This window comes from Paraburkholderia sp. CI2 (assembly GCF_014201055.1).
GTDB lineage: Bacteria > Pseudomonadota > Gammaproteobacteria > Burkholderiales > Burkholderiaceae > Paraburkholderia > Paraburkholderia tuberum.
Genome location: NZ_JACHDL010000009.1, coordinates 215,719 through 239,670, shown reverse-complemented (window position 1 = coordinate 239,670; position 23,952 = coordinate 215,719). Strand labels below are relative to the sequence as shown.

17 protein-coding genes and 4 pseudogenes are annotated in these 23,952 nt (G+C 63.2%); 10 read left to right on the top strand and 11 right to left on the bottom strand.

Going from position 1 to position 23,952, the window contains the following annotated elements; genetic code table 11:
• The first annotated feature begins 26 nt into the window (after window positions 1-26).
• Together HDG32_RS15550 and HDG32_RS15545 are read left to right on the top strand one after the other, a co-directional pair.
• Window positions 27-1,691, top strand: a complete 1,665-nt coding sequence (locus HDG32_RS15550) for an alpha-amylase family protein (RefSeq protein WP_184068498.1) — start codon at window positions 27-29, stop codon at window positions 1,689-1,691.
• A gap of 176 nt (window positions 1,692-1,867) precedes the next feature.
• Entirely contained in the window at window positions 1,868-2,881 is a 1,014-nt protein-coding gene (locus HDG32_RS15545) for a Gfo/Idh/MocA family protein (protein ID WP_184068495.1), read from the top strand.
• A 97-nt stretch (window positions 2,882-2,978) separates the two neighbouring features.
• Here HDG32_RS15545 and HDG32_RS15540 read toward each other — a convergent pair whose 3' ends face one another.
• The 3 genes from HDG32_RS15540 to HDG32_RS15530 all read right to left on the bottom strand — a co-directional run bounded on the left by HDG32_RS15540 (window position 2,979) and on the right by HDG32_RS15530 (window position 4,679).
• Entirely contained in the window at window positions 2,979-3,326 is a 348-nt protein-coding gene (locus HDG32_RS15540) for a hypothetical protein (RefSeq protein WP_084754269.1), read from the bottom strand.
• A gap of 133 nt (window positions 3,327-3,459) precedes the next feature.
• Entirely contained in the window at window positions 3,460-3,717 is a 258-nt protein-coding gene (locus tag HDG32_RS15535; RefSeq protein WP_184068492.1) for a hypothetical protein, read from the bottom strand.
• 257 nt (window positions 3,718-3,974) lie between these two features.
• Complete coding sequence (locus tag HDG32_RS15530) at window positions 3,975-4,679, bottom strand: GntR family transcriptional regulator (RefSeq protein ID WP_184068489.1); 705 nt, start codon at window positions 4,677-4,679, stop codon at window positions 3,975-3,977.
• Between the two features lie 205 nt (window positions 4,680-4,884).
• Between HDG32_RS15530 and HDG32_RS15525 the strand changes: the two genes are divergently transcribed.
• The 3 genes from HDG32_RS15525 (at window position 4,885) to HDG32_RS15515 (ending at window position 8,901) form a co-directional block, all read left to right on the top strand.
• Window positions 4,885-6,159, top strand: a complete 1,275-nt coding sequence (locus HDG32_RS15525; RefSeq protein WP_184068486.1) for a glucarate dehydratase family protein — start codon at window positions 4,885-4,887, stop codon at window positions 6,157-6,159.
• Between the two features lie 72 nt (window positions 6,160-6,231).
• A complete protein-coding gene (locus HDG32_RS15520) occupies window positions 6,232-7,560 on the top strand; it encodes an MFS transporter (RefSeq protein ID WP_184068484.1) in 1,329 nt (442 codons plus the stop codon).
• A 51-nt stretch (window positions 7,561-7,611) separates the two neighbouring features.
• Window positions 7,612-8,901, top strand: coding sequence for an MFS transporter (locus HDG32_RS15515; protein WP_184068481.1), 1,290 nt, complete (start codon window positions 7,612-7,614; stop codon window positions 8,899-8,901).
• 99 nt (window positions 8,902-9,000) lie between these two features.
• Here the strand turns inward: HDG32_RS15515 and HDG32_RS36415 are convergent, their stop codons facing one another.
• Both HDG32_RS36415 and HDG32_RS15505 read right to left on the bottom strand, forming a co-directional pair.
• Window positions 9,001-9,273 carry a lysozyme inhibitor LprI family protein gene (locus HDG32_RS36415; RefSeq protein ID WP_260336484.1) on the bottom strand — a complete coding sequence of 91 codons (273 nt, stop codon included), beginning with the start codon at window positions 9,271-9,273 and terminating at the stop codon, window positions 9,001-9,003.
• Window positions 9,274-9,472: 199 nt separating this feature from the next.
• Window positions 9,473-10,069: a lysozyme gene (locus HDG32_RS15505; protein ID WP_184068475.1), complete on the bottom strand. Its 597-nt coding sequence runs from the start codon at window positions 10,067-10,069 to the stop codon at window positions 9,473-9,475.
• A gap of 1,373 nt (window positions 10,070-11,442) precedes the next feature.
• On the opposite strand from HDG32_RS15505, the gene HDG32_RS15500 reads away from it, so the two are divergent.
• Window positions 11,443-12,177: an ABC transporter substrate-binding protein gene (locus HDG32_RS15500; protein WP_184068472.1), complete on the top strand. Its 735-nt coding sequence runs from the start codon at window positions 11,443-11,445 to the stop codon at window positions 12,175-12,177.
• A 107-nt stretch (window positions 12,178-12,284) separates the two neighbouring features.
• On the opposite strand, the pseudogene HDG32_RS15495 reads toward HDG32_RS15500, so the two are convergent.
• Both HDG32_RS15495 and HDG32_RS15490 read right to left on the bottom strand, forming a co-directional pair.
• Window positions 12,285-12,509: pseudogene (locus HDG32_RS15495) on the bottom strand (peroxiredoxin); the annotation flags it as partial.
• 361 nt (window positions 12,510-12,870) lie between these two features.
• Complete coding sequence (locus HDG32_RS15490) at window positions 12,871-14,922, bottom strand: protein-L-isoaspartate(D-aspartate) O-methyltransferase (RefSeq protein ID WP_184068469.1); 2,052 nt, start codon at window positions 14,920-14,922, stop codon at window positions 12,871-12,873.
• A gap of 229 nt (window positions 14,923-15,151) precedes the next feature.
• On the opposite strand from HDG32_RS15490, the pseudogene HDG32_RS15485 reads away from it, so the two are divergent.
• Window positions 15,152-15,653 (top strand): annotated as a pseudogene (locus HDG32_RS15485) (CinA family protein).
• 81 nt (window positions 15,654-15,734) lie between these two features.
• Here HDG32_RS15485 and HDG32_RS15480 read toward each other — a convergent pair.
• The 3 genes from HDG32_RS15480 to HDG32_RS15465 all read right to left on the bottom strand — a co-directional run bounded on the left by HDG32_RS15480 (window position 15,735) and on the right by HDG32_RS15465 (window position 17,231).
• The gene (locus HDG32_RS15480) at window positions 15,735-16,013 is read right to left on the bottom strand and encodes a DUF2934 domain-containing protein (RefSeq protein ID WP_184023396.1); all 279 of its coding nucleotides are present in this window, start codon (window positions 16,011-16,013) and stop codon (window positions 15,735-15,737) included.
• Window positions 16,014-16,313: 300 nt separating this feature from the next.
• Window positions 16,314-16,586, bottom strand: coding sequence for a DUF6723 family protein (locus HDG32_RS15470; RefSeq protein WP_184068463.1), 273 nt, complete (start codon window positions 16,584-16,586; stop codon window positions 16,314-16,316).
• Window positions 16,587-16,754: 168 nt separating this feature from the next.
• A complete protein-coding gene (locus HDG32_RS15465; protein ID WP_184068460.1) occupies window positions 16,755-17,231 on the bottom strand; it encodes a hemerythrin domain-containing protein in 477 nt (158 codons plus the stop codon).
• A 309-nt stretch (window positions 17,232-17,540) separates the two neighbouring features.
• Between HDG32_RS15465 and HDG32_RS15460 the strand changes: the two genes are divergently transcribed.
• Window positions 17,541-21,623, top strand: a complete 4,083-nt coding sequence (locus HDG32_RS15460; RefSeq protein WP_184068457.1) for a CheR family methyltransferase — start codon at window positions 17,541-17,543, stop codon at window positions 21,621-21,623.
• Window positions 21,624-21,651: 28 nt separating this feature from the next.
• Here the strand turns inward: HDG32_RS15460 and HDG32_RS15455 are convergent.
• Window positions 21,652-21,972 (bottom strand): annotated as a pseudogene (locus tag HDG32_RS15455) (phosphatidylserine decarboxylase); the annotation flags it as partial.
• 265 nt (window positions 21,973-22,237) lie between these two features.
• Here HDG32_RS15455 and HDG32_RS15450 point away from each other — a divergent pair.
• Both HDG32_RS15450 and HDG32_RS15445 read left to right on the top strand, forming a co-directional pair.
• Entirely contained in the window at window positions 22,238-22,945 is a 708-nt protein-coding gene (locus HDG32_RS15450; protein WP_184068559.1) for a PIG-L deacetylase family protein, read from the top strand.
• Between the two features lie 58 nt (window positions 22,946-23,003).
• Window positions 23,004-23,935: pseudogene (locus HDG32_RS15445) on the top strand (glycosyltransferase family 2 protein).
• Window positions 23,936-23,952 lie beyond the last annotated feature (17 nt).

The window sequence follows — 23,952 nt, the reverse complement described above, 5'->3', positions numbered from 1 at the left end:
TCGTTTTGGCGCTACGCGCGGAACCTATGCTCAATGACCTCTGGTACAAGAACGCGATCATTTATTGCCTCTCGGTAGGCACCTTCATGGATGCGAATGGCGACGGCGTCGGCGACTTCCAGGGCCTGATGCGCAGGCTCGATTACCTGCAAGGGCTTGGCATGACGACGATCTGGCTGATGCCCTTCCACCCTTCGCCCGGACGCGATAACGGTTACGACGTTTGCGACTATTACAACGTCGACCCGAAGTACGGCACGCTCGGCGATTTCGCCGAGCTTACGCATGCGTGCGCCGAGCGGGGCTTGCGCGTCATCATCGATCTGGTGGTCAATCACACGTCCGATCAGCATCCGTGGTTCCTGGAAGCACGCAGCAATCCCGCTTCGAAGTATCGCGACTGGTATGTCTGGTCGGACGACAAACCGCCCGATGCGCAACGTGGCGTCGCGTTTCCGGGCGTGCAGAAGTCGACCTGGAGTTTCGACAAGCGGGCGAGACGCTGGTACTTTCATCGTTTCTATGATTTTCAACCGGACCTGAATACATCGAATCCGCATGTGCAGGCGGAATTGCTGAAGATCATGGGCTTCTGGATCCAGCTGGGGGTTTCCGGATTCCGCATGGACGCGGTGCCCTTCGTCATCGCGACGAAGGGCCCGAAGGTGCGCCGCCCCGTCGAGCAATATGACATGTTGCGAACGTTTCGCGAGTTTCTGCAGTGGCGCGAGGGCGATGCGATCATTCTGGCCGAAGCCAACGTGCCGCCCAAAACCGACCTCCACTACTTCGGCGACGAGGGCGAGCGCCTGCCGATGATGTTCAACTTCCGGGTCAATCAAAACACGTTCTACACGCTCGCGACGGGCAACACGAAGCCGTTGAAGGACGCGCTCCTTGCGACGAAGCCACGGCCGCCGAGCGCGCAATGGGGGGTGTTTCTGCGCAATCACGACGAACTCGATCTGGGCCGGCTGACGCCCGCTCAGCGCGCGGCAGTGTTCGCCGCGTTCGCTCCGGACCCCGACATGCAGCTGTATGGGCGCGGCATCCGCCGCAGACTTGCGCCAATGCTGTCGGGCGACAGACGCCGCCTTGAACTTGCCTACAGCCTCATGTTGAGTTTGCCCGGCACGCCCGTGTTCCGGTACGGCGATGAAATCGGCATGGGCGACGACCTGCGCCTGCCCGAGCGCCAATGTGCGCGCACGCCGATGCAATGGTCGGGCGAGCCGCAAGGCGGCTTTACCAGTCATTCAAACCCGCCCGTCCCGACGATCTGCGGCGGGGCTTATGGCTTCGAGCGGGTCAACGTGGCGAAGCAGCGACGCGATCCCGATTCGTTTCTCAACTGGACGGAGCGGATGATTCGCATGCGCAAGGAAGTGCCGGAAATCAGCTGGGGGGACTTCGAAGTGCTGCCTACCTCGCGAATCAATGTGCTCGCGCTCAGTTATCAGTGGCGTAACAACTCCGTGCTGTTTCTGCATAATTTCCGCGCCGAAGCGTGTACCGTCGAATTCCGCCTAAGCTCCGACGAACCGGGTAGACAGTCGCTGATCAATCTTCTGTCCGACGACCACAGCGAGTCCGACGATGGCGGCCGCCACGCGGTGGTGCTCGAGCCGTTCGGCTACCGATGGTATCGGGTGGGCGGCCTCGGCTATCTGCTCAGGCGGACCGAGGTCTAGCTGACGAGTCGCGATCGTGCCTTCGGTCGGACCGGGTATCGGGTATCGCGGGGCGACACGGTTAAACTGATACGATCGCGTGCTTCTGGTCGTTCGCGGACTCACGCGACTTGTCGACTCACGCGAATGTTCCGCCTGCTCGACTCATCGGATACGCAATCGAATAAAGGGATGTCATGGCAAAGGATGAAATAGTCTGGGGAATTTTGGGCGCCGCAAAGATCAACGACAAGGTGGTCGTGCCCATGCACAACGCGCCGAAGTGTCGGGTGAAAGGCATCGCGTCACGCTCTCCGGAGAAGGCGCGGGAAGCCGCGGCCAGGTATGGTCTGGCTGTCGCATACGATAGTTACGAGGCGCTCCTCGCGGACCCGGAAATCGACGCGGTCTATATTCCATTACCCAATCATCTCCACGTGGAATGGACGATCAAATCGGTCGAGGCGGGCAAGCACGTCCTGTGTGAGAAGCCGATCAGCCTGGACGCTCAACAGGTTGAACGGCTGATCGCCGCGCGCGACAAGAACGGCCGATACATCCAGGAAGCGTTCATGGTTCGCACGCATCCGCAATGGTTGAAGGTGCGGACCTTGATCGACGAAGGCGCGATCGGCGAATTGCGGGCAGTGACCGGCGGTTTCACCTATCACAACACGAACGAACACAATATCCGCAACAAGAGCGAGCTAGGCGGCGGCGGTCTGCTCGATATTGGTTGTTATCCGATCACGACGTCGCGCTTCACTATCGGGCGTGAGCCACGGCGCGTAGTTGCACTGGTGGAGCAGGATCCCACCTTCAAAGTGGACCGGCTCGGCTCCGTGCTGATGGACTTCGATGGCGTGCAGGCGAGTTTCTTTTACTCGACTCAGACCTATCCGTACCAGCGGATGCAATTTCACGGTACCAAGGGGCGAATCGAAGTCGAAATTCCATTCAATGCACCAAACGATCGACCGACGCGCCTGCTAATCAGTGAGCACAATAGCGACGGTGTCGCGACTGATCGCTGGCTGGAGCTTGCGGTGTGCGATCAATATGGCGTAGCCGCCGCCACGTTCGCGGAGGCGATCCTGAGTGGGGGCTCGCAGGCTATTCCGCTAGAAGATGCGCGCGCGAATATGCGGGTGATCGATGCCGTGTTCCGCTCGGCTCAATCGGGCGCGTGGGAGAGCATCGCCCAAGGTTGACGTGCAACGCTTGCACTTGCCGCGCTGTTCGACGCGCGGCAAGTGCCCAGTTGTCCGCTTTCGCAAAGCCATAGACTATGGCAAGCGAAAGTGGTCCCTACCTGGCCGGCGCGGTGACATCGCAGTCGCCGCCGTGGGCACCGCTGCCAGTGTTTTTCAGCGTAAGCACGAGTCTGCTACCCCTGTTTGCCGTCATGATCTGACCATAGCTAACCGTGGGAATGAACTGGATATCCGGTGCCACCGCCACCGGGGGATTTCTCGCTCCGTCGACGGTCAGGTCGAGTTCCACGGTGATAGAGTCGATTGCAGCGCCCAGATCCTGCTTCCGGCCGGCCTGATCTTTGCGGAAATTGCACAGGCCCTGGAGAACCTGCTCGAGGGCAGTCGGGATATCGACCGGCTTGCCCGGTGCGATCGGAGGCGTGTTACAGCCGACGATCATGAACGGCACGGTGCAAAGCGCTACGTATCGGCAGGCTCGCATCAGCTTCCCCGCTTGATCTGGTGGACGTGGTGTCTGCCATCCCCTGCTGTCGCTGGTTCAGTGCCCAGCTGGCGCACGCGAACGCAAACGCTCAATACTTGATATTCCTGGCCGCCTGACGGCCGTTCTGCTTGGTTTGCCGCTTGTCCTGCCGGCATTGCGAATTGCTCTTCTGGTCCGTGGCCCGGCACTCCTGCTTCGTGTGGCGGGAACCCTGGCGTGTCTCCTGGCGAACGTCACGTCCGGCGCGACGCTGCTGAGCCTGTTCGGTTGCCCAGGAGCTTCCCGCGCAAGCCATCACGAACACAGCCGTGACCGTGACCGCGAACTCCCGGCTCCATGAAAACATGGCGACCTCCCTGACAGGTTGAATATGAGTATTCCGGCTTTGTACAAGGGTGCCACGCGTGGCTGTCGCGTCAATCGGACCAAGGTCCTAGGGCTGTCGCGTCGTGCGCGATCCACCAGCCGCCGTGCTTCCGGTTCGATGAACATGAAAACGAGGATGTTGCGGTCCGCTCAACGAAGCGGTATCCCACGCGGCCGCGAACGGCGGTCCATTCAGAATGACCGTGAACCAGCCGTAGCCAGCGATTCAGCGAACGCTCACTCGTCCGCCAAAAAATTCGGATGACTTGTGCGGATCTGATCGATCTGACTCAGCGTCCCCGACAGATGCTTGCGTAGCGCTGCCTGCGCCGCCTCGACATCGCCTTTGTCGATCGCATCGACGATCTCGGTGTGATCGCGCACGACCGCTATCGTCTTGCCCTCCACCGGCAGATTCAGGCGCCGCAGCCGGTCGATATGGCCGCTCAACCTACGCACCAGATCCCATAGCTGCGGCACGCCGGCCGCCTCGTACATCTGCCGATGAAACGCCTGATCGAGCAGCGAGAACTGCTCGTAGTTCTTCAGGTCGAGCACTTCCGTTTGCCGCGCGATCGTCAGGCGCAGTTCAGCGATCAGCGTGGCGTCGCGCTGCTGCGCGAGCGTGCGCACCACTTCGAGTTCAATCGAGCGGCGCAGGAAATGCGCCTGCAGCGCGGACGTCACGTTGATCTGACTGACGACCGTCGCGTGCTGCGGATAGATGTCGACGAGACCTTCCTCGCCGAGCTTCATCAGCGCGTCGCGCACCGGCGTCTGGCTGAGCCCGTAGCGGTTCGCCAGCTCGGTGCGCGACAGCACCGTACCCGGCGTGAGTTCGAGGGAAAGGATCATTTCGCGCAGTCGTTCGAATACTTGCGGCGCGGCGTGGCGGGAGCGGTCGAGCCGGGTTACCGTCGACGAATGAGCGTGGTTTTTCATGGCAGAAACTGAAGCATGGAAGCAGGCGTGACCCGGCATGGCGGTCCGCTGAGGCACTAGTACTATAGCCGACGCACGCCCTTTCCAGCGGGCTTGCGAGCGGAATTCCGCGAACAGTGCACATGGGTACTTACCCCAGTAACGCACTAATACATTAGTGCTTTACCATCCGTCCCATCAAACTCCTCTTATGCCGATTGCCATCATGACTCGCGACATCACCATCACGCAGGTGCGCATCACCCCGATCGCCTTCCGCGACGGCCCGCTGCTCAACGCCGCCGGAATCCACGAACCTTGGGCGCTGCGCGCCATCGTCGAACTGGAGACGAGCGACGGCCGCGTCGGCATCTCCGAGACCTATGGCGACGAACCGATGCTGCGCGTGCTCGAACAGGCGAAGTCGCTGGTGACCGGCCTGTCGCCGTTCGACCTCAATCGGATGGAAGAGCGCGTGCGAGCGTCGATCAAGGCGAGCCCGGGCGCGGTCGAATTCGAACTCGCGCCGGGCTCGCACTCGGCGAAGAACGCGCCGAAGGTCATCAGCACGCTCGAAGTCGCGATGCTCGATCTGCAAGGGCAGATCGTCGGCGCGCCGGTCGTCGACCTGCTCGGCGGCAAGGTGCGCGACGCCGTGCCCTACAGCGCCTATCTGTTCTTCAAATACGCCGAGCACGTCGACAAGCCCTATGCACCCGATGCCTGGGGCGAAGGTCTGAGCCCCGAGCAGATCGTCGCGCAGGCGCGGCGAATGATCGAGCTGTATGGCTTCCAGAGCATCAAGCTGAAGGGCGGCGTGTTCGAACCGGCACACGAAATCGCGTGCATGCGCGCGCTGCATCGGGCGTTCCCCGGCGTGCCGCTGCGCCTCGACCCGAACGCCAACTGGACGCTCGAAACGAGCATCGCCGCCGCCCCTGAACTCGACGAGCTGCTCGAGTACTACGAAGACCCGTGCCCGGGTCTCGAAGGGATGGCCGAACTGGCGAAGCACACGCGCCTGCCGCTCGCGACCAACATGGTCATCACGACGATGGATGATTTCCGGCGCGGCGCCGAGATGGGTTCGGTCAAGGTCCTGCTGTCGGATCACCACTACTGGGGCGGCCTGCGCGCGACGCAGACGCTCGCGCGCATGTGCAAGCTGTGGGATCTCGGCATGTCGATGCACTCGAACTCGCACCTCGGCATCAGCCTGATGGCGATGACGCACGTCGCGGCAAGCATCCCCAACCTGACCTATGCGTGCGACACGCATTATCCGTGGCAGGAGGAAGAAGTCATCAAGGGCGGCCGCGTGGAGTTCGACAACGGCTCGGTGCGCGTGCCCACCACGCCGGGCCTCGGCGTCGAGCTCGACCGCGAGCGGCTCGCCGAACTGCATGCGCAGTATCTGTCGTGCGGCGTGCGCAATCGCGATGACCTCTCGCAGATGCGCAAGTACGAGCCGGGCTTCACCGGCAAGAATCCGCGCTTTTAGCTCCCGCTTCCAATCCGCGCCTACGAGCCCTGCGACGCGCAACGCGCGTCGCCATCGAAGGAGACAACCCCCATGAGTAGCCCGATTGCCGACACGGCGCGGCCCGAGCGCGCCGGCGCGCTGGCGAGCGCGGTGCGCAAGATCAAATGGCGCGTGCTGCCGCTGTTCGTCGTGATGTTCATCGTCAACTACATCGACCGCGTGAACATCGGCTTCGTGCGCCAGCATCTGAGCGCCGATCTGGGCATCGGGGCGGCGGCCTATGGGCTCGGCGCGGGGCTCTTCTTCATCAGCTACGCGATCTTCGAAGTGCCGTCGAACATCCTGCTGCAGCGCTACGGCGCGAAGCTGTGGCTCGCGCGCATCATGCTCACGTGGGGGCTGGCCGCGGCCGGCATGGCGTTCGTGCGCGGCGAGACGTCGTTCTACGCGATGCGGCTCCTGCTCGGCGCGGCCGAAGCGGGCTTCTTTCCCGGCGTCATCTACTACTTCACGCAATGGCTGCCGAGCAACGAGCGCGGCAAGGCGATGGCGATCTTCCTGAGCGGCTCGGCGCTAGCGTCGGTGCTGTCCGGCCCGATCTCCGGCGGGCTGATGCTGATCGAAGGCGCGGGGCTGCGCGGCTGGCAGTGGATGTTCATCATCGAAGGCATGTTCTCGGTCGTGCTCGCGGGCTTCATCCTGCTGTGGCTCGACTCGAAGCCGCGCGACGCCGCCTGGCTCACCCGCGCCGAGCAGGACGCCTTGCTCGATGCGGTCGGCGAGGAGCAACGCCAGCGCGCCGCCGCGCACCCGGTCAAGCCATCGATAGGAGCGCTGCTGCGCGATCCGCAAATCCTGATCTTTTGCCTGATCTACTTCGCGGTATCGCTGACCATCTACGGCGCGACCTTCTGGCTGCCCAGCATCATCCGCAAGATGGGCCATTTCAACGATTTCCAGGTCGGCCTGTACAACTCGATTCCGTGGCTGATCTCGATCGCGGCGATGTATCTGTTCGCGATGCTCGCGGCGCGCTTCAAGTTCCAGCAGGCGTGGGTCGCGTGCGCGCTGCTGATCGCCGCGCTCGGCATGTATGCGGCCGGCCAGGGCGGCCCGGTGTTTTCGTTCGTCGCGATCTGCTTTGCGGCGATCGGCTTCAAGGCCGCCTCGTCGCTGTTCTGGGTGATCCCGCAGGGCTATCTCGACGCGCGGATTTCCGCCGCGGTGCTGGCGCTGATCAACTCGATCGGCAACCTCGGCGGCTTCGTCGCGCCAGCGGCCTTCGGCTTCCTCGAACAGAAGACCGGCTCGATCGAGGGCGGCCTCACTGGACTCGCGGTGATGTCGGTGGTGGCCGCCGGGGTCGTGTTCTTCTCCCGCATGAGCCCGCGCGAAGGAATGCCCGCCTCCGCGCATTGACTGCATCGAACAACCGTATAGACACTATTTCCAGAAACCTTAGGAGACACGATGAAAACGATAGAAGCCACGACGGCCGTCGCACGCACGGCCGTCGGACGATACCGATGGACCATCTGCGCGATGATCTTCGCCGCGACGACGATCAACTACATGGATCGTCAGATGCTCGGGCTGCTCGCGCCGCTGCTGCAAAAGGATATCGGCTGGAGCCAGGTGCAGTACGCGCAGACCGTGATGGTGTTTACGGTCGCCTATGCGGTGGGTCTCGCGATCTTCGGCCGCATCGCGGATCGCGTCAGCACCAAGAAGGTCTACGGCACCGCGATGGCGCTGTGGAGTCTCGCGGCGATGCTCCACGCGGTGGCATCGACCGTGCCGGGCTTCGCGGCCGTGCGCGGTCTGCTCGGCTTCAGCGAGGCGGCCAATTTTCCGGTTGCGATCCGCACTACCGCCACGTGGTTTCCGAAGAAGGAACGCGCGCTAGCGACGGGCTTCTGGAACATGGGCGCGACGATCGGCGGCATCGTGGCGCCGGCCTTCGTGCCGATCGCTGCCGTGATGTGGGGCTGGCGCGCGACGTTCATCGCGGGCGGCGCGACCGGTTTCATCTGGCTGGCGGTGTGGATGCTCGTTTATCGGCAGCCTTCGGAGCATCCGTCGGTGTCGAAGGAAGAACTCGACTACATCAATGCGGATCGCGAGGAAGTCGTCGAGCAGAAAGTCGGCTGGTTGTCGGTGCTCAAGTACCGCGAAACGTGGGCGTTTGTCTTCGGCAAGCTGCTGACCGATCCGGTGTGGTGGTTCTATCTGTTCTGGCTGCCCAAGTGGCTCAATGAGTCGCGCCATATCGACATCGGCAACATGGGCCTGCCGCTGATCGCTATCTATACGATGTCATCGGTCGGCAGCGTGGCGGGTGGCTGGCTGTCGTCGCGTTTGATGGCGCGCACCAACAGGCCGAATTTCGCGCGCAAGCTCACGATGCTCATTTGTGCATTGTGCGTGGTGCCGATCGCAACGTTGTCGTATTTCCAGAGCCTGTGGTGGGCGGTCTTCGCCGTTGGTCTCGCGGCAGCGGCGCACCAGGGCTGGTCGGCGAACCTCGTCACGACCGTCGGCGACGTGTTTCCGAAGCGGCTGGTCGGCACGGTGGTCGGTATCGGCGGCGTGGCGGGGATGGTCGGTTCGTTCTTCTTTTCCGGCGTGATCGGCGAGACCTTGCAGCGCACCGGGCAGTATTGGGCGCTCTTTACGGTCGGCGCGTCGGCGTATCTGGTTGCGCTGGGCATCATTCATCTGTTGATGCCGCGGATGACGGCGGTTAAGTTGCGCGATTGAAGTAACGCTGGCGGGTGAAAGGGTGAGGGGACGTGGCACGGATAACTGGCGTCCCCTGCCCTTGCAGGCACGACCCCGCAGGCGCGGGGCCGCTTCTTGTCATTCGTCAGCGTCCGGCCTGGTCAATTCATCAAGCCTGTTCTTTGTCATTCGGGTCATGCAGTCCCAAAAGTATACAAAGTGCAATGATGCTTGCCCAACCTGATAAACCTCTGAGTAACAATTATTGTCCCTGTAACGTTGCCAGTTCGCTTGCGCCTTTTCGAAAAAAGGAAGTGCCTCAGGTTCTCCGTTTGCTCGATGCTCGCGATCATAGTCTTTCGTTACCTTTTCTATTTCGGCAATCTTCTTGTTCAGGGTCTTAGCTTCCATTTCGTAATCGAATTGCGCACAAGCCGATATATCCGTCGTCCCAAGATATTCCTTCTTGCAATACGACGCAATCTCCGCGGGGCTTTTTCCCGTGAAATATATGCTTGCGGGCTGAGCCTTTTTATAGTCGAAGGCGGACCCGTAGATCGATGTGGATGCATAAGTCAGCTGCGCGGTCAAGCAGAGCAACGCGAATATACTAGTGGCGCGCATCATAAACCCCCGTTACAAACAGTTGCGCTTCCAGGCGACGACGCCATGGCACTCGATGCGCGACGAACGAGCGAATTACATCGCGCATTCTGTCATATTCACCGCGGTTTAGATAATCCGCGAGATACTTGCAGCGAGATTTCGGATACCACGCATCGCCATCACGTGGATACGGCCCCGAGTTATAAAGGATCGACACAAGCGCGTCATACTCGTATTGATAGAGTGGCACCCGCACGTCGTTATTTATGGCTTTCTCGATTGGCTGCAAATTTACTTCAAAAAAAGACTGTGCTCGCTCCACGGGTATTACATCGCCAATTCTGAGATTGTCCTGTGGGATCACTTTATGCCCCAAACCAACTGTCGGAATTCCGTAACCGTCGTCATAGACCTTCACAATAAAGCCGTTTACGACGGGTTTGCCAAGATAGGTTCCATTTACTACGCCACTTTCGAGGACGGCCATAAACTGATACCCGTCTGTCGAAAAACGCCAAGGCTTGCCGAGCCTGTCCGATCGGACTGTTACGCTCGAATTCGGGTCGGTATTTGTTAGTGCTGTGCCAAGCGCATCAGGCATTACGCCCCCTATGACCAAGATAAATGTGAATGGACCGCACGCCGTCTGTCCTATAGCGCCTGGTGCGTCCCTGCGAATCGGTGATACCGTGAACAAGTGCGCCCGATGGAAGCCGGGCCGTGTAATTGGTATCGGCGAGCGCGTTACCGCCTGCATCCTTCAGCGTGAATTGCTGGTCATGGAATAGTCTCGACAGGAGACGTAAACAAAGAGGTAGACGTGTTGGACCGTGCGACGATCCGGTCGGCGGCACCGCTATCGTGGATCATTCATCGACGCCCATGCACTGCAATGATTCGCGGTGGTTCGCTGCATTTGCAGAGAACGATGTCACCGCCCACCGCCTGACGTCGCCCGCCGTTTGCAAGATCAATCATGCGGCGCATGTCGTCCACACCCGCACCACAGGTGATCGGGCCCGTGTTCTTGCACTTTCAGCAATATGCGTGATCGCCGATAAATGCCATGCGGCGTTGTCTACCGCTTTGGTCGGCGATAGTTCCAACCCTCTCGCTTGCAAACACGCGACTACCGTCGCCGCTCGTCAGCGGATCGCCTTCGACCGCTGCGTAATAGACGCTCGGCATCAAGCCTCCCTATGTCCAGGGTACACGGCCAGATTTCGCCCGCCGTCTGTTGCGTATCTGGTTGTACCTCCCGCTTGATCGGTGACGCTATGCTTTAGCTCGCCCGGTCGGAAACGGACCGCATGGAGCGTCTCAAGAAGCGCACGGCCGTTGCCATCGCGAAGCGCGAACCGCTGGTCGAAGTTGCCCGCAATGCTGATCGCTGATGTCGCGTGTGCGACGCTGCTGGCCGACCCGCTACCTATGTCCATTACATTCCGTCGTTCGGGCTTGCGATAACGCCCCCCTGTGACCAACCGATATAACTTGCTATTACGTTGTCGCGTGTCCGGCATTTTGCAGTGTTCCTTAATGAAAAATGCGCCAGTGACGCAAGTCAGGCGCCTATTGAGAATGATGGCAATGATTCCGCCGCATCCGCTTCGATCGTTCATCAGATTTGTGCGGACCGCAATCAACCAACTCTGAAAATTGATCACAGTCCATGCGCATCAGATAGATTTATCAATAATTGACCTTCACCAGCTTCTGACCATTCGACCGATCGACGCGACCGCGGTCATCGAAACGCGTCTTGACTTCCCGTCGACATTGCAGAAAAGTTTGACGACGCAGCAGGCTTGAGATCGACCATCTGCCGAACTCTTGGAGCGCGAGCGCAACGAAGAAGTGTCAGAAGCAACGCGCGAGCATCTGCTGCATACTCTCAACGCGCTATCCCGCATCAGCGAAATCCTCGAACCCTGAGACTTCGCTCGCCCCAACGCCATCGCCACGAGAGGCCTTATGACCATCGATCCCTCCGTCGTCGCCGCATTCACGCCCACGGGCAAGCTGCGCGCGTCGATCAATCTCGGCAATCCAATCCTGGCCAATCGTCACCCCGACTCCGGCGAGCCGTTCGGCGTATCGGTCGATCTCGCGCGCGCGTTCGCCGCGAAACTCGGCGTCGAACTGGAGTTGGTGGTCTTCGATACGGCCGGCAAATCGGTGCAGGCCGTCGGCGAGGAGCGCGCGGATTTCGGCTTCTTCGCGATCGATCCGTTGCGCGGCGAGACGATTGCGTTCACGGCGCCGTATGTGTTGATCGAAGGCTTCTACCTGGTGCGCGACGACTCGCCGGTGCGCTCGAATCAGGATGTGGATCAGGCGCACAACCGGGTCGTCGTTGGCCAAGGCAGTGCGTACGATCTGTTTCTGACGCGCGAGCTGAAATCAGCGCAAATCGTGCGCGCGCCGAGCTCGCCGAGCGTCGTGCCGACGTTTATCGAGCAGCATCTGGAAGTGGCGGCAGGCGTGAAGCAGCAACTCGAGGCCGATGCGAAGCAAACTCCCGGTCTGCGGCTGCTAGACGAGCGCTTCATGGTGATCCGGCAGGCGATGGGTGTGCCGAAGAGCCGCGGCGAAGCGGCGGCTCACGCGCTGCGTTCGTTTGTCGAAGAGATGAAGGCCTCGGATTTTGTGGCGCAATCGCTCGCGCGGCACAAGATCGCGGGAGCGTCGGTTGCGCCTGCGGCGTAGCGGGCCGCTCGAACCCGACACCGCGTAGCTTTCGAAGCTGCTGGCATAGCAGATACGCGGGGCCGCGCGATGCTTCGGCGCGGCCCCGCCACCACCTTCAGCGACGCTCAAACGAGCGTAGTCTGCACATCCACATTACCGCGCAACGCCTTCGAATACGGGCAGGTCAGATGCGCTCGCTCGATCAACCCCTGCGCCACGTCACGCTCGACACCGGGAAGACTGACGAACAGCCGCGCCTGAAGGAAATAGGCGCCATCGGTGGTGCCGAGATCGATCTCCGCATCGACGCTGGTACCGGCCGGCAACGACAGGTGCAACGCGCGCGCCGATCAGCAGGAACCAGACCGGTTCGTCCTTCATGGCGGAATCGCGAGCACGCGCGGCGGTGGCGGCAGCCGGGCCGCGTCGCCGCTAGCGCGCGCTGCTCGCGCCATGCTGGCGGCACTGTCCGTGCTGAACCGCGGCCTGGTTCGCGCGCCCCGCGTGTTCACGGTTCGCCTGGTCGCGGCTCAGCTCGCCGGGCGCCTTGCGCGCAGACGACGCCACTGGCAACACCCAACTTCGCGGCGATGGCAAGGCGCTGTACAACCTTGTTCATGAGCGACCCCTCGGTTCGGACCAGCTGGAATGCCCTGTCCGTTCCGTTGCAAGCCGCGTTCCTCGCCTGAGGCGTGAGCGTGCCGACCGCCCTCACACACCGAATGGAAAAGTCTCCGCCGCGTGGTTCTTTTCGTCGGCGGAAACGGGCAGCGCGCTCACCGCGCTCGTGCGATCGAACCACACGAACGCATCGAACTGCTCGGCCAGCGACGCTTCCGCGTAATGGCTATACCGCTCGGTCCCGGGACGGTAGATGACGCCGATGAAGCGCTCCAATAGCGGCGCGCGCAGCCGTTCGCGCAGCGCGTCGTGCATGCCGGGCCGCAGGTCGAGCAGGAAGCGCGGGAGACCCGTGCCGTGCATGCTGAATTCGACGCTGCCCTCGAGCGATGGCTGCACGGTCTTGACCTCCATCGGTCCGCCCCAATCGCTCGCCGCGGCGACCGTGCCGCTGTGCGTGCCAAACCCGATCAGCGCCGCCGCGTCGCCGAACTGCGCGCGACACAGCTGGCCGAGATTGATCTCGTCCTGCATGCGGCCCATCTGCGTGGCGCTCGCGTCGCCGATATGCGAGTTGTGCGCCCACACGACCAGACGCGCCTGCGGCCCGCGGCTGTCGAGCGTATGACGCAGCGTGTCGAACATATGCGTGTCGCGCAGATTCCAGCTTTGCGGCCCGCCGTAGTACATCGCGCGATAGTAGTGCTCGGCGACCGCCACGAGCCGCGCGTTCTGCGCCGCGTCGAGGAAGCGCTCGCCGTCTTCGCGCGCATAGTCGAGCCGGCTTTTCAGCAGATCGCCGAGTTGCGCGACCACGTGCTCTTCGCACTGGGCGTAGCCGCCGCTCAACGCGGCGCGTCCATACACGGCCGGATCTTTCTGCCACGGACTGAGGCACCCATAACGCTCGCGAGCGATGCGCGCCGCGGCAGGGTCGACGCTGTCGAGATAGCGCAATACCGCGTCGATCGATTCGGAAAGGCTGTAGATATCGAGCCCGTAAAAGCGCGTTTCGCGCTCGGGGTGCGCGGCGTTGTGCGAGCGCAGCCACGCGACCAAGCCCATGAAGTCGGTGTTGCGCCACATCCAGGTCGGAAAGCGGCGAAACGGTCGGGACCGCCCGCCGGGCATCGGCCGATCGCGCACATGCCGGTCGACGATCGCGGCGTCGGGCCAGTCGGCCTCGACCGCGATCATCGAAAAACCGTGCTGCTCGACGAGGCGCCGCGTGATCGCCGCGCGCGCACGGTAGAACTCCGACGTGCCGTGACTGGCCTCGCCGAGCAGCACGACGCGATGCCCGGCGAAGCGATCGAAAAATGCCGCGAATTCCGCAGAATCGATGTCGGGCAACGGTTCGGCCGCGTCGCAAATCGCGAGTTCGAGCGCGGCCGGCATAGGTGCGGCCGGCGTAGGCGCGGCCGGCGTAGGCGTGAGCGGGATGGGCGTGGACGTGGATGCGGGCCGCAAATCCGCGCGCGGCGCGCCGCCTGGCTCCGGCCAGCCATCGTCGCCGACGAGCGGCACGAAGCGCACGTCGCCGAACGCATGTTCGTCGTAGTCGTGTTCACCGCGCCGCACGATCTTCACGAGCCGCTGACGGCTCTGACTGCTGCCGACCGGCATCACGAGCCGTCCGCCCACGGCGAGTTGCATGCGCAGCGCTCGCGGCACACGCGGTCCGCCCGCCGCCGCGATGATCGCGTTATAGGGCGCATGCGCGGCAAGACCTGCGGTGCCGTCGCCGACATGCACTTCGACGTTCTCGTAGCCGAGCCGCTGCAGGCGCTCGCGCGCGCCCTCGGCGAGGCTCGGGTCGCGTTCGATGGAATCCACCCGGCCCGCGATCTCCGCGGCGATCGCGGCCGCATAGCCGGAGCCCGTGCCAATGTCGAGCACGTGATCGCCGGGCTGCAACTCGGCGGCCGCGAGCATCTTCGCGACGATGTACGGCTGCGAGATCGACTGCTCGCCGCCGATCGGCAGCGGCGTATCGTCATACGCGAATTCGCGCAGTTCGGATGGCACGAATGCCTCGCGCGGCACGCGCCGCATCGCCTCGATCACGTAGTCGTCGCGCACGCCGCGTTGCACGATCTGCCGTTCGACCATCCATGCGCGCGCTTCGTCGAAATCGCTCATCGCCGCCTCCTCGCGAATGCGCGGCGCGGCGCGCGCCACGCATTGCGACGGGGCCGCGCGCGAGTCCGCTGCTCTTTCACGCTTCAGCAATGAGCATACCGCCGGCAGGTGCTCGTGGCGATGCGCGAAACGTGAAGCGCGCCCGGACCGATCTTTGCTGCGCGCTTCTCGGGAGCGATTGCACGAACAAAATGCCGTCCGAATCCCTCGCACAACCAAAGCGAAAATCATGAACATTCCCATGCAGGTCGTGTCCTTCCTCAGCTCGCGAGGTCTGAAGCTCGCGACCGCCGAATCCTGCACCGGCGGCCAGATCGCGTCGTATCTGGCGAGCGTGCCGGGTAGCGGCGCGTGTCTCGATGTCGGCTTCGTCAGCTACTCGCCATCGGCAAAGCACGATGAAGCAATACGGGCTTACCAGCGAAGCGGTCGCGCGCGAAATGGCCGAGGGCGCGCTGCGCCAGGAAGGCTGCTGCGCGGACATCGCGGTATCGAACACGGGGCTCGCCGATAGCGGCGCGCATGGCGGCTCCGCTGACGATCCGCCACCAGGCACGCAATGCTTCGCGTGGTCGATCCGACGGCGCGGCAATGAGTTCACCACCTTCGCCGAGACGCGGCGCTTTTCGGGCGACCGCAACGACGTGCGGTCGGCCGCCGCGCTGTATGCGCTGTCGCGCGTCGAGCATTATTTCGATCAACTCCCGCGCGTCGAGCGGGACCACCGATGAGAGACCGAGACGCGCCACCAACGCGCATGGCCGGTGGCACCGACGCCATCGCCGGCGTCGGTGTAAAGGGGCGGCGCTCGCTTATCCGGCGCGCGGCCGCGTGGCGCGCTTCGGCGGTTCCATGTCATCGTCCGACATTTCCTGCAGTTGCTCTTCGGGCGCGATGCGCGAGCCGCGCTCGCGCTCCGCGGACTGATCGGTCGGCTCCTGCGGCACGGCAGCCTCGTCGGCCGCGCCTTCCGCCTCGATCTGCCGGCGCGCTTCTTCCCAATGGTCGTCGGCTCTCCCTTCCGGCGACGGATCGTTTTCCCAGATCTGGTATGCCCGCGTGCGAATGCGGGCTTCGAGTTCCTTGTCCATAAGTGCTTCTCCGTGAACGTGAGCGATGCCGCGGTACGGCGCCACATGCACCGTGCCCGAATGACGGCGAGCCACAGGCTAGCAAGCGTTGTTCCGCGCGGCGCGCGTTCGTTCGATGGCACCCCGCTATTCGACGTGCCAATCAAATCAGCGCGCCGCCGGACTGGCGCTCGAGGAAGGCGACGTCGACGACGTCAGAACGAAAACGGCGGGCACAGATCCACCGCGTGCCAGTCGTGAACCAGGGCAAGCGTTTGAAGGGGATCGTGTCGCCAGGCGATATCGCGGCGGCCCGCGCGCTCACGCCTCGGGACAGGCAAGGTCGGCCGCGACGATTCGCGCACCGTACTCCTCGGCGGCGAGCCGCGCTTCCTCGATACTGTTGAACGGACCGACTTCGGGCGCGCCATCGAACGGGAACAGACGGCGGCCATCCACTTTACGGCTCACCAGCAGATCGGCATAGAATCGCCCATCGGCGCTGCGGCGCGCGGTGACGTAGATGGAAAAGTCGTCGCGCGAGGCGACCCCTGCCGCCAGATACTGCGTCAGTTTCAGCTTTCTCCTTGACATGGCTCTCCCCTGCTGCATCAGGCGATCCTGTTGTACCCTCCTGAAATCGATGTTAATGGACATGTAACAGGGAGCGGACGTCCGTAAGTGTCGACTTATAGACAAGACTGTCGCAGCGACGTTTTAAACGAATCAGTGCGAGCGCCGCGCGCAAATTCAAGGCTCCCATCAGGTCTTGTCGCCGACCGCGCGACTGCCCGCCTGATCCAGCCTGGCTTGCAGCGTTTGCTTGCGCGCCGCGATCTTTTCACCGAGCGCGGCGAGATCGCAGCCGGTGCGCCGCAAGGCCGGAAAGAGTTCGCCTTCCTCTTCCTCGACGTGATGCCGCACGAGCTCGGACATGACCTTGAACGTCGCGTCGAAGCCTTTGTCGCCCGGCTTCAGCGTCTCGAACTTCGCGATCAGCGTTTTCACCAGAAAATGCTCGACGTAGGCTTCATCGACATCGAGCTTGTCGTCGTCGGGCAGCGCCTGTTGCGCGGCCGGATACAACAGATCTTCCTCGATGATCGTATGCATCGTCAGCTCTTCGCACGCGCGCTGCGCCAGCGCGGCTTCGGCTTCGTGCGTGTCGCGCTCGTCGCCGCGCGATTTGCCGAAGGCGTCGAACAGTCTTTCCACGGCGCGGTGATCGGCCTCGGTCATGCCTACTCGGGCGCAGCGCTCGACGACGGCCGCAAGGTCGATGCCGGGGACTCGTTGCGCAAGGCGCTGCGCGAGCGCGAAATGTTCAGCCTGGAGCTTGGCCAATTTCGCCAGGACAGGAGACACCGCGGCGCAACAGCGCGAGGAGGACAACGCGCGGCGCGCGGGGCCACGCGGCCGAACTCCTGCATTCCATGCTGCTGGAAATATAAGTCCAATGCGAGATAATGGGTGTCTGGCCCAGCAGGAAATGGGCTCGTTGCCCTATAAAAATCCACCGCTGGACTATCCTTTTAGGGACGCGCAGCCATGTCAAAAAAGCGAGGGCAGTCTCTGCCTAGCCAGGCACACTATCCGATCGTCGGTATCGGCGCATCGGCGGGGGGGCTCAACGCGCTGACGGAATTCTTCGAGGCGCTGCCTGCGCACACGTCGATGGCCTTCGTAGTGGTCGTTCACCTGTCGCCGGATCACGAAAGCAATCTGGCCTCGCTGCTGCAGAAAGTCACCAGCATGCCGGTGCAGCAGGTCACGGGCCCCACGCCAATCGAATCGGATCACGTTTATCTGGTCGCGCCCTCGTTCGAGATGATCATGGTCGACGGCTACCTGCGCGTCACGCAGAAGCAGTCCGAGGAAGGACGCCGGGCGAGCATCGATCTGTTCTTCCGCACGCTCGCGGAGGCGCACCGCGAACGCGCGATCGGCATCGTGATGTCGGGCGCGGGCTCGGACGGCTCGGTCGGCCTGTCGCGTATCAAGGAAATGGGCGGCATTACGCTCGTGCAGGACCCTTCCGAGGCCGAATACGACAGCATGCCGCGCAGCGCGATCGCGACCGGCATGGCCGACTTCGTGATGACCGGGGCCGAGATGCCGCAACGGCTGATGGATCTGTGGTCCACCGCGCGGGAAATCCATTTGCCGGCCGCGCAGGCGGAAGAGCCCGACGAAGACACGGTCAACGAGTCGGCGGAACGCGCGTTGCGCGAGATCATGGTGATCCTGCGCACCCGCACCGCGCACGACTTCCGCCATTACAAGCGGGCTACGGTCCTGCGCCGCATCGAACGCCGGCTGCAGGTCAACGGCATCACCGAGCTGCAGGCGTATCGCGACTATTTGCATCTGCATCCCGAAGAAACCCAGGCGCTGCTGCAGGACATGCTGATCAGCGTCACCAATTTCTTCCGTGACAAGGAAGCATTCGACGTGCTCGAGCGGGAGGTGTTGCCGCCCCTGTTCGAACAGCGCGGCGAGCAGGGCCGTATCCGCGTTTGGTCGGTGGGCTGCGCGACCGGCGAGGAAGCGTATTCGCTCGCCATGCTGATGCAGGAGCGCTCGATAAAGTCACACGAGGGCGTGTCGTTTCAGGTATTCGCGACCGACATCGACGAGCGCGCCATTTCGTTCGCACGCACCGGTCTGTACCCGGACTCGGTCTTCGCCGACCTGACGCCGGCGCGCATCCGCCAGTTCTTCACGAAGGACGCCGCGCACTTCCGGATCAAGAAGGAACTGCGCGAACGCATGCTGTTCGCGCACCATAACGTGCTCAGCGATCCGCCGTTCTCGCGGCTCGACATGATCTGCTGCCGCAACCTGCTGATCTACCTCGACCGCGAAGCGCAGATCGAAATTCTGCGGATGTTCCACTTCGCGCTGCGGCCCGGCGGCGTGCTGTTTCTCGGCAGCTCGGAATCGGCCGACAGCGTGAGCTCGATGTTCACCGTGGTCGACAAGCGCAACCGCATCTATCGCGCGAACCTGGCCGTGCGCGGCGACACGCCGGTGCCGATCGCGATGTCGGGCACGATGAGATCGCGGCCCGTGGTGACCACGGTGCAGCCGACAGGGCGCCGGCGCTTCTCGTTCGGCGATCTGCATCAGCGGCTCGTCGAGCAATATGCGCCGCCCAGCGTGCTGGTGAGCCGCGAATCCGAAATCGTTCATCTGTCCGATCGCGCCGGGCGTTTTCTGCAATATTCCGGCGGCGAGCCGTCGCATCACATCGTGGCCGCCGTGCGCCCGGAACTGCGGCTCGAACTGCGCACCGCGATCTATCAGGCCTTGCACACGAACCGCAGTGTCGAAGCGCGCCGTGTACACATCGAACGCGATGGCCGTTCGTACTTCGTCAACATGACCGCGCGGCCGGTGCACGATCCGGAAGCGAACGCGGACTTCGTGCTGGTGCTGTTCGACGAGGTCGAGGACAGCATGGCCAACGCGGAAACGGCCTCGGCCGACGTGCAGAAAGACCCGATCGTCAGCCAGCTCGAACGCGAGCTGCAACGCACGAAGGAACAGTTGCAGTCCACGATCGAGCAGTCGGAAACCTCGACCGAGGAGCTGAAGGCGTCGAACGAGGAATTGCAGGCGATCAACGAGGAACTGCGCTCGGCGACCGAGGAACTCGAAACCAGCAAGGAAGAGCTGCAATCGATCAACGAGGAGCTGACCACGGTCAACGCGGAACTGAAGTCGAAGGTCGAGGAAACCGGCAAGATCAACGACGACTTGCACAACCTGATCGCCGCGAACGACATCGGCACGATCTTCGTCGACCGCAACTTCTGCATCAAGCGCTATACGCCGCGCGCAACCGACGTCTTCAGCATCATTCCATCGGACATCGGCCGCTCGCTGCTCGACATCACGCACCGGCTCGAATACGACAGGCTCGCCGACGACGCGGCCGAAGCGTTCGACTCGCTGCGCCTGATCGAACGCGAGCTGAAGAGTAACGACGGGCGCTGGTATCTTGCCCGCTTCGTGCCCTACCGCACGACGGAAGACCGCATCGACGGCGCGGTGCTGTCGTTCATCGACATCACCGATCGCCGTCAGGCGGAAGACCGGCTGCGCGAAGGCGAGCGGCGCATGCGCATCGTCGCGGAGGGCACCAAGGACTACGCGATCATCACGTTCGACGATAACGGCGTGATCACTAGCTGGAACGCGGGCGCGGAACGGATTTTCGGCTATTCGGAAGCCGAAATGATCGGCCGGTCCGCCGACATCCTGTACACCGACGAGGACCGCGCCGGCAACGTCGCGCAACGCGAGTTCGCCGAAGCGCGTCTGAACGGCCGCGCCGAAGAGGAGTGCTGGCATCTGCGCAAGGACGGCACGCGCTTTTTCGCGAGCGGCGTGCTGTCCCGTCTCGACGAACCGGGCATCAGCGGCTTTGCGAAGATCACGCGCGATCTCGGCGAATATGTGCACGAACCGACCTCGGGACGCGGCACCCATGTCGAAACGCTGCGCGCGGCGAGCGAGCGCGACGCGCAGCGGCGCCGCGACGAATTTCTCGCGGTCGTGTCGCACGAGCTCAAGCATCCGCTGAACCTGATTTCGGCCAGTGCCGAGCTGATCGCGCGCGCGCCGGAAGCGCGGCAGAACCTGAACGTGTCGCGCGCGACCGATACGATCCGCCGCACCGTGATGGGCCAGGCGCAAATCATCGACGATCTGCTCGACATTTCGCGCGTGCGCACGGGCAAGCTGTCGGTCGTGCGCACCGTAGTGGACATGCGCGAGATCGTGCAGCGCGTGTGCAACGCGGTGCAGGACGATGCCGCGCAACGCGGCATCACGCTCAGCGTCGAGATGACCGATGCGCCCGTGATCGTTCACGCCGACCTCACGCGGATCGAGCAGATCGTGTGGAATCTGATCAGCAATGCGCTGAAGTTCACGCAGCGCGGTTCGATCCATGTGTCGTTGCAGGTCAACGATCACGCCGAGGCCGTGCTGCGCGTCAGCGATACCGGCATCGGCATCGAGGCGTCGCTGCTGCCGCATATCTTCGAGATGTTCCAGCAGAGCCGCGATCCGAGCTCGCGCCGCGGGGGCCTCGGCATCGGCCTCGCGCTGGTGCGTGATCTGGTCAACCTGCACGGCGGCGCGGTGCGTGCGGAGTCGGACGGCGTCGGCCGCGGTGCAACGTTCACGGTGACCCTGCCCACCCACCGGCTCGCCACCCGCACGAGCGCGGGTATCGACGTCACCGCCGAGCCGTTGAAAGGCACGCGCATCCTGATGGTCGACGACGACGCCGCGACCGTCGAAACCTTCAAGCTGCTGCTGGAAAGCGAGGGCGCCGAAGTGCGGACCGCGACGAGCGGCGAGGAAGCGCTGACGATCATCAACGGCAACGCGCCCGATATCATCCTGTCCGACATCGGCATGCCGGGCATGGACGGTATGGAGTTCATCGGCAAGCTGCGCGGTATGCCGGCGATGAAGTCCGTGATCTGTATCGCGGTCAGCGGCTTCGGCCAGCAGGCGGACGTCAGCGCGGCCGAAGACGCGGGCTTCGACGCGCACCTGAAAAAGCCGGTGGTTCTCGAAGACCTGATGAGTATTTTCGCGCGGCTGCGCGGCTGAACTAGCGGCTTGACGGGGCGCAACGGGTCTATCCGTTGCTTTGCGACGACGACGCGTTGCGCGACGCGACCCTCGCAACGGCCGCGTTGACCTCGATCGGTGGCTGCCTGTCGCCGAACGGCGGTTCCACGACGAAGCGATCTATCACGCCCGGCTCGAACACCAGGCAGCAGGTCGATCCGCCGTACTGGAAAAAACCCAACTCATCGCCCTTTCTGACGCGCTGACCAGGCAACGCCTCGATCCTGCACGACGACACGTCCGCCATGCCAACGAACACGCACGCCACCTGCCCCACCGCCGGATCCTCGCACTTGATCACGATCACCGCGCGCGTGCGTGGCGCCGTGCGCGCACGTTCGCGCGCTTTGGCGACCAGCATGGTCCGGTAGTGCGCGAGCTGCGCTTCCTCGCGCGGCAGCCATCCTCCAAGCCGCCGCCGTTGCGTGCGCGGGCTCGCCACTTCGTCGTTCGTCATGCTTCGCCCTTCTGAAGTGAGTGGCGGATCATTTGAAGTGGCAAGCGGGTAGCAGAACCGCAATGGGAGCAAGTGCTATTCCCGCACCGACCCTCCGCGCACCGCGCCGGCGGAATGTAGCTTGCTAATCGCCGGTATGGAATCGAACCAGCGCTTGCTCGTCATCTCACCGCATCTCGACGATGCGGTCCTCAGCTGCGGACTTCTGATCGCCGCGCATCCCGGCACGGTCGTCTGCACGGTTTTCACCGCGCCGCCCGCCGGGAACATGACGACCGATTGGGACCGCGCGGCCGGTTTCGCCGACACGTTCGAAGCGATGCGCGCACGTCAGGCGGAAGACCGGGAGGCGCTGGGGTTGTTGTCGGCGATTCCCGTGCATCTGCTGTTCCGCGACGCGCAATACCATGCGTCGCCCGGTGCGGATGAGCTGTTCACCGCGTTGAGCCAGACTGTTTCTCACGCAAAACCGACGCGCGTCGTGATGCCGTTGGGCCTGTTCCATTCGGATCACGTTCTCGTGTCCAATGCCTGTCTCGCACTGATGCAGCGTCAGCCAGCCACTCCGTTCATCGCCTATGAAGATGTGCCCTACCGGCGCATGTCCGGCGTCGTGCAAGCGCGCCTGTCCGACCTCGCGAAACGCGGCTATGCCGCCAACACGCCGCATGCGTTGAACGTGCCCGGCACCACGCAACACGAGCGCATGAAGCGCGCGGCACTCGACGCCTATCGCAGCCAATTGCGCGCATTCGGTCCCGAAGGACAGGCAAGCCTTTTTTCGTCCGAACGCTATTGGCCGCTTGGCCGCGACGAATCGAGTCGATCTACGCAAAACGCGTGACGCACGGCACGAGGTTTGCTTCGTCGTCGCAGTCCAACCGTCGAAGCGATTGCACAGCATGCAAACCAAAGCCCCCCACCCGCGCATTTCGGTCGTCGTTCTCACGTATAACCGTGCGGGCGAATTGCTCACCACCCTGGAACGTCTGCTCGCGTTACCCGAAAACCCGCCGATCATCGTCGCCGACAACGGTTCCACCGACAACACGGTCGCACTCGTCGAAGCGCGCTATCCGAGCGTTCGCGTCGTCGAATGCAACGGCAATCTCGGCGCGGCGGGCCGCAACCACGCGGTCGCGTGCGTCGAGACCGACTATGTCGCGTTCTGCGATGACGACACCTGGTGGGGCCCGGGCTCGCTCGAACGCGCGGTGCAATTGCTCGATGCATGGCCGCGCGTCGGGTGCTGAATGCGCGCGTCGCGGTCGGCGCGGACAACACGACGGATCCGACCTGTGCGTTGATGCGCGCAAGCCCGCTCGGCCGTGTCGGTCTGCCGGGGCCCTCCTTGATCGGCTTGATGGCGGGCGCATGCGTGTTTCGCGCGGCGCTGTATCGCGAGATCGGCGGCTATGAGCCGCGTCTTTTCATCGGCGGTGAGGAAACACTCGTTTCGCTCGACGTGCTCGCGTCGGGACATGCGATCGTTTACTGCGAGCAGTTGACGCTCCATCACCATCCGTCGCCGGTGCGCGACAGCGCGTTGCGCCGTCGCATGCTCGCGCGCAACGCCGCGTGGGTCGCGTGGCTGCGTCTGCCGTTGGGCGAAGCGTTGAGCGCGACTCTGCGCGCCCTCGACGTATTCGCGCGGGAAGGCACGCTGATGCGCGACGGCACCGAATTACTGGCCGGGCTGGCGTGGACCGTGCGAGAACGCCGGGTGGTCCCCCGGTCGATCCTCGCGATGCGCGACCGCGTGCGCGCGGCCGAGCGCAATCTCGACGCGTCCGCAACGACGACTGTTGGTGGCAAGTTCGACGCGCCGATCTGAGACCTCGCCCAGACCTG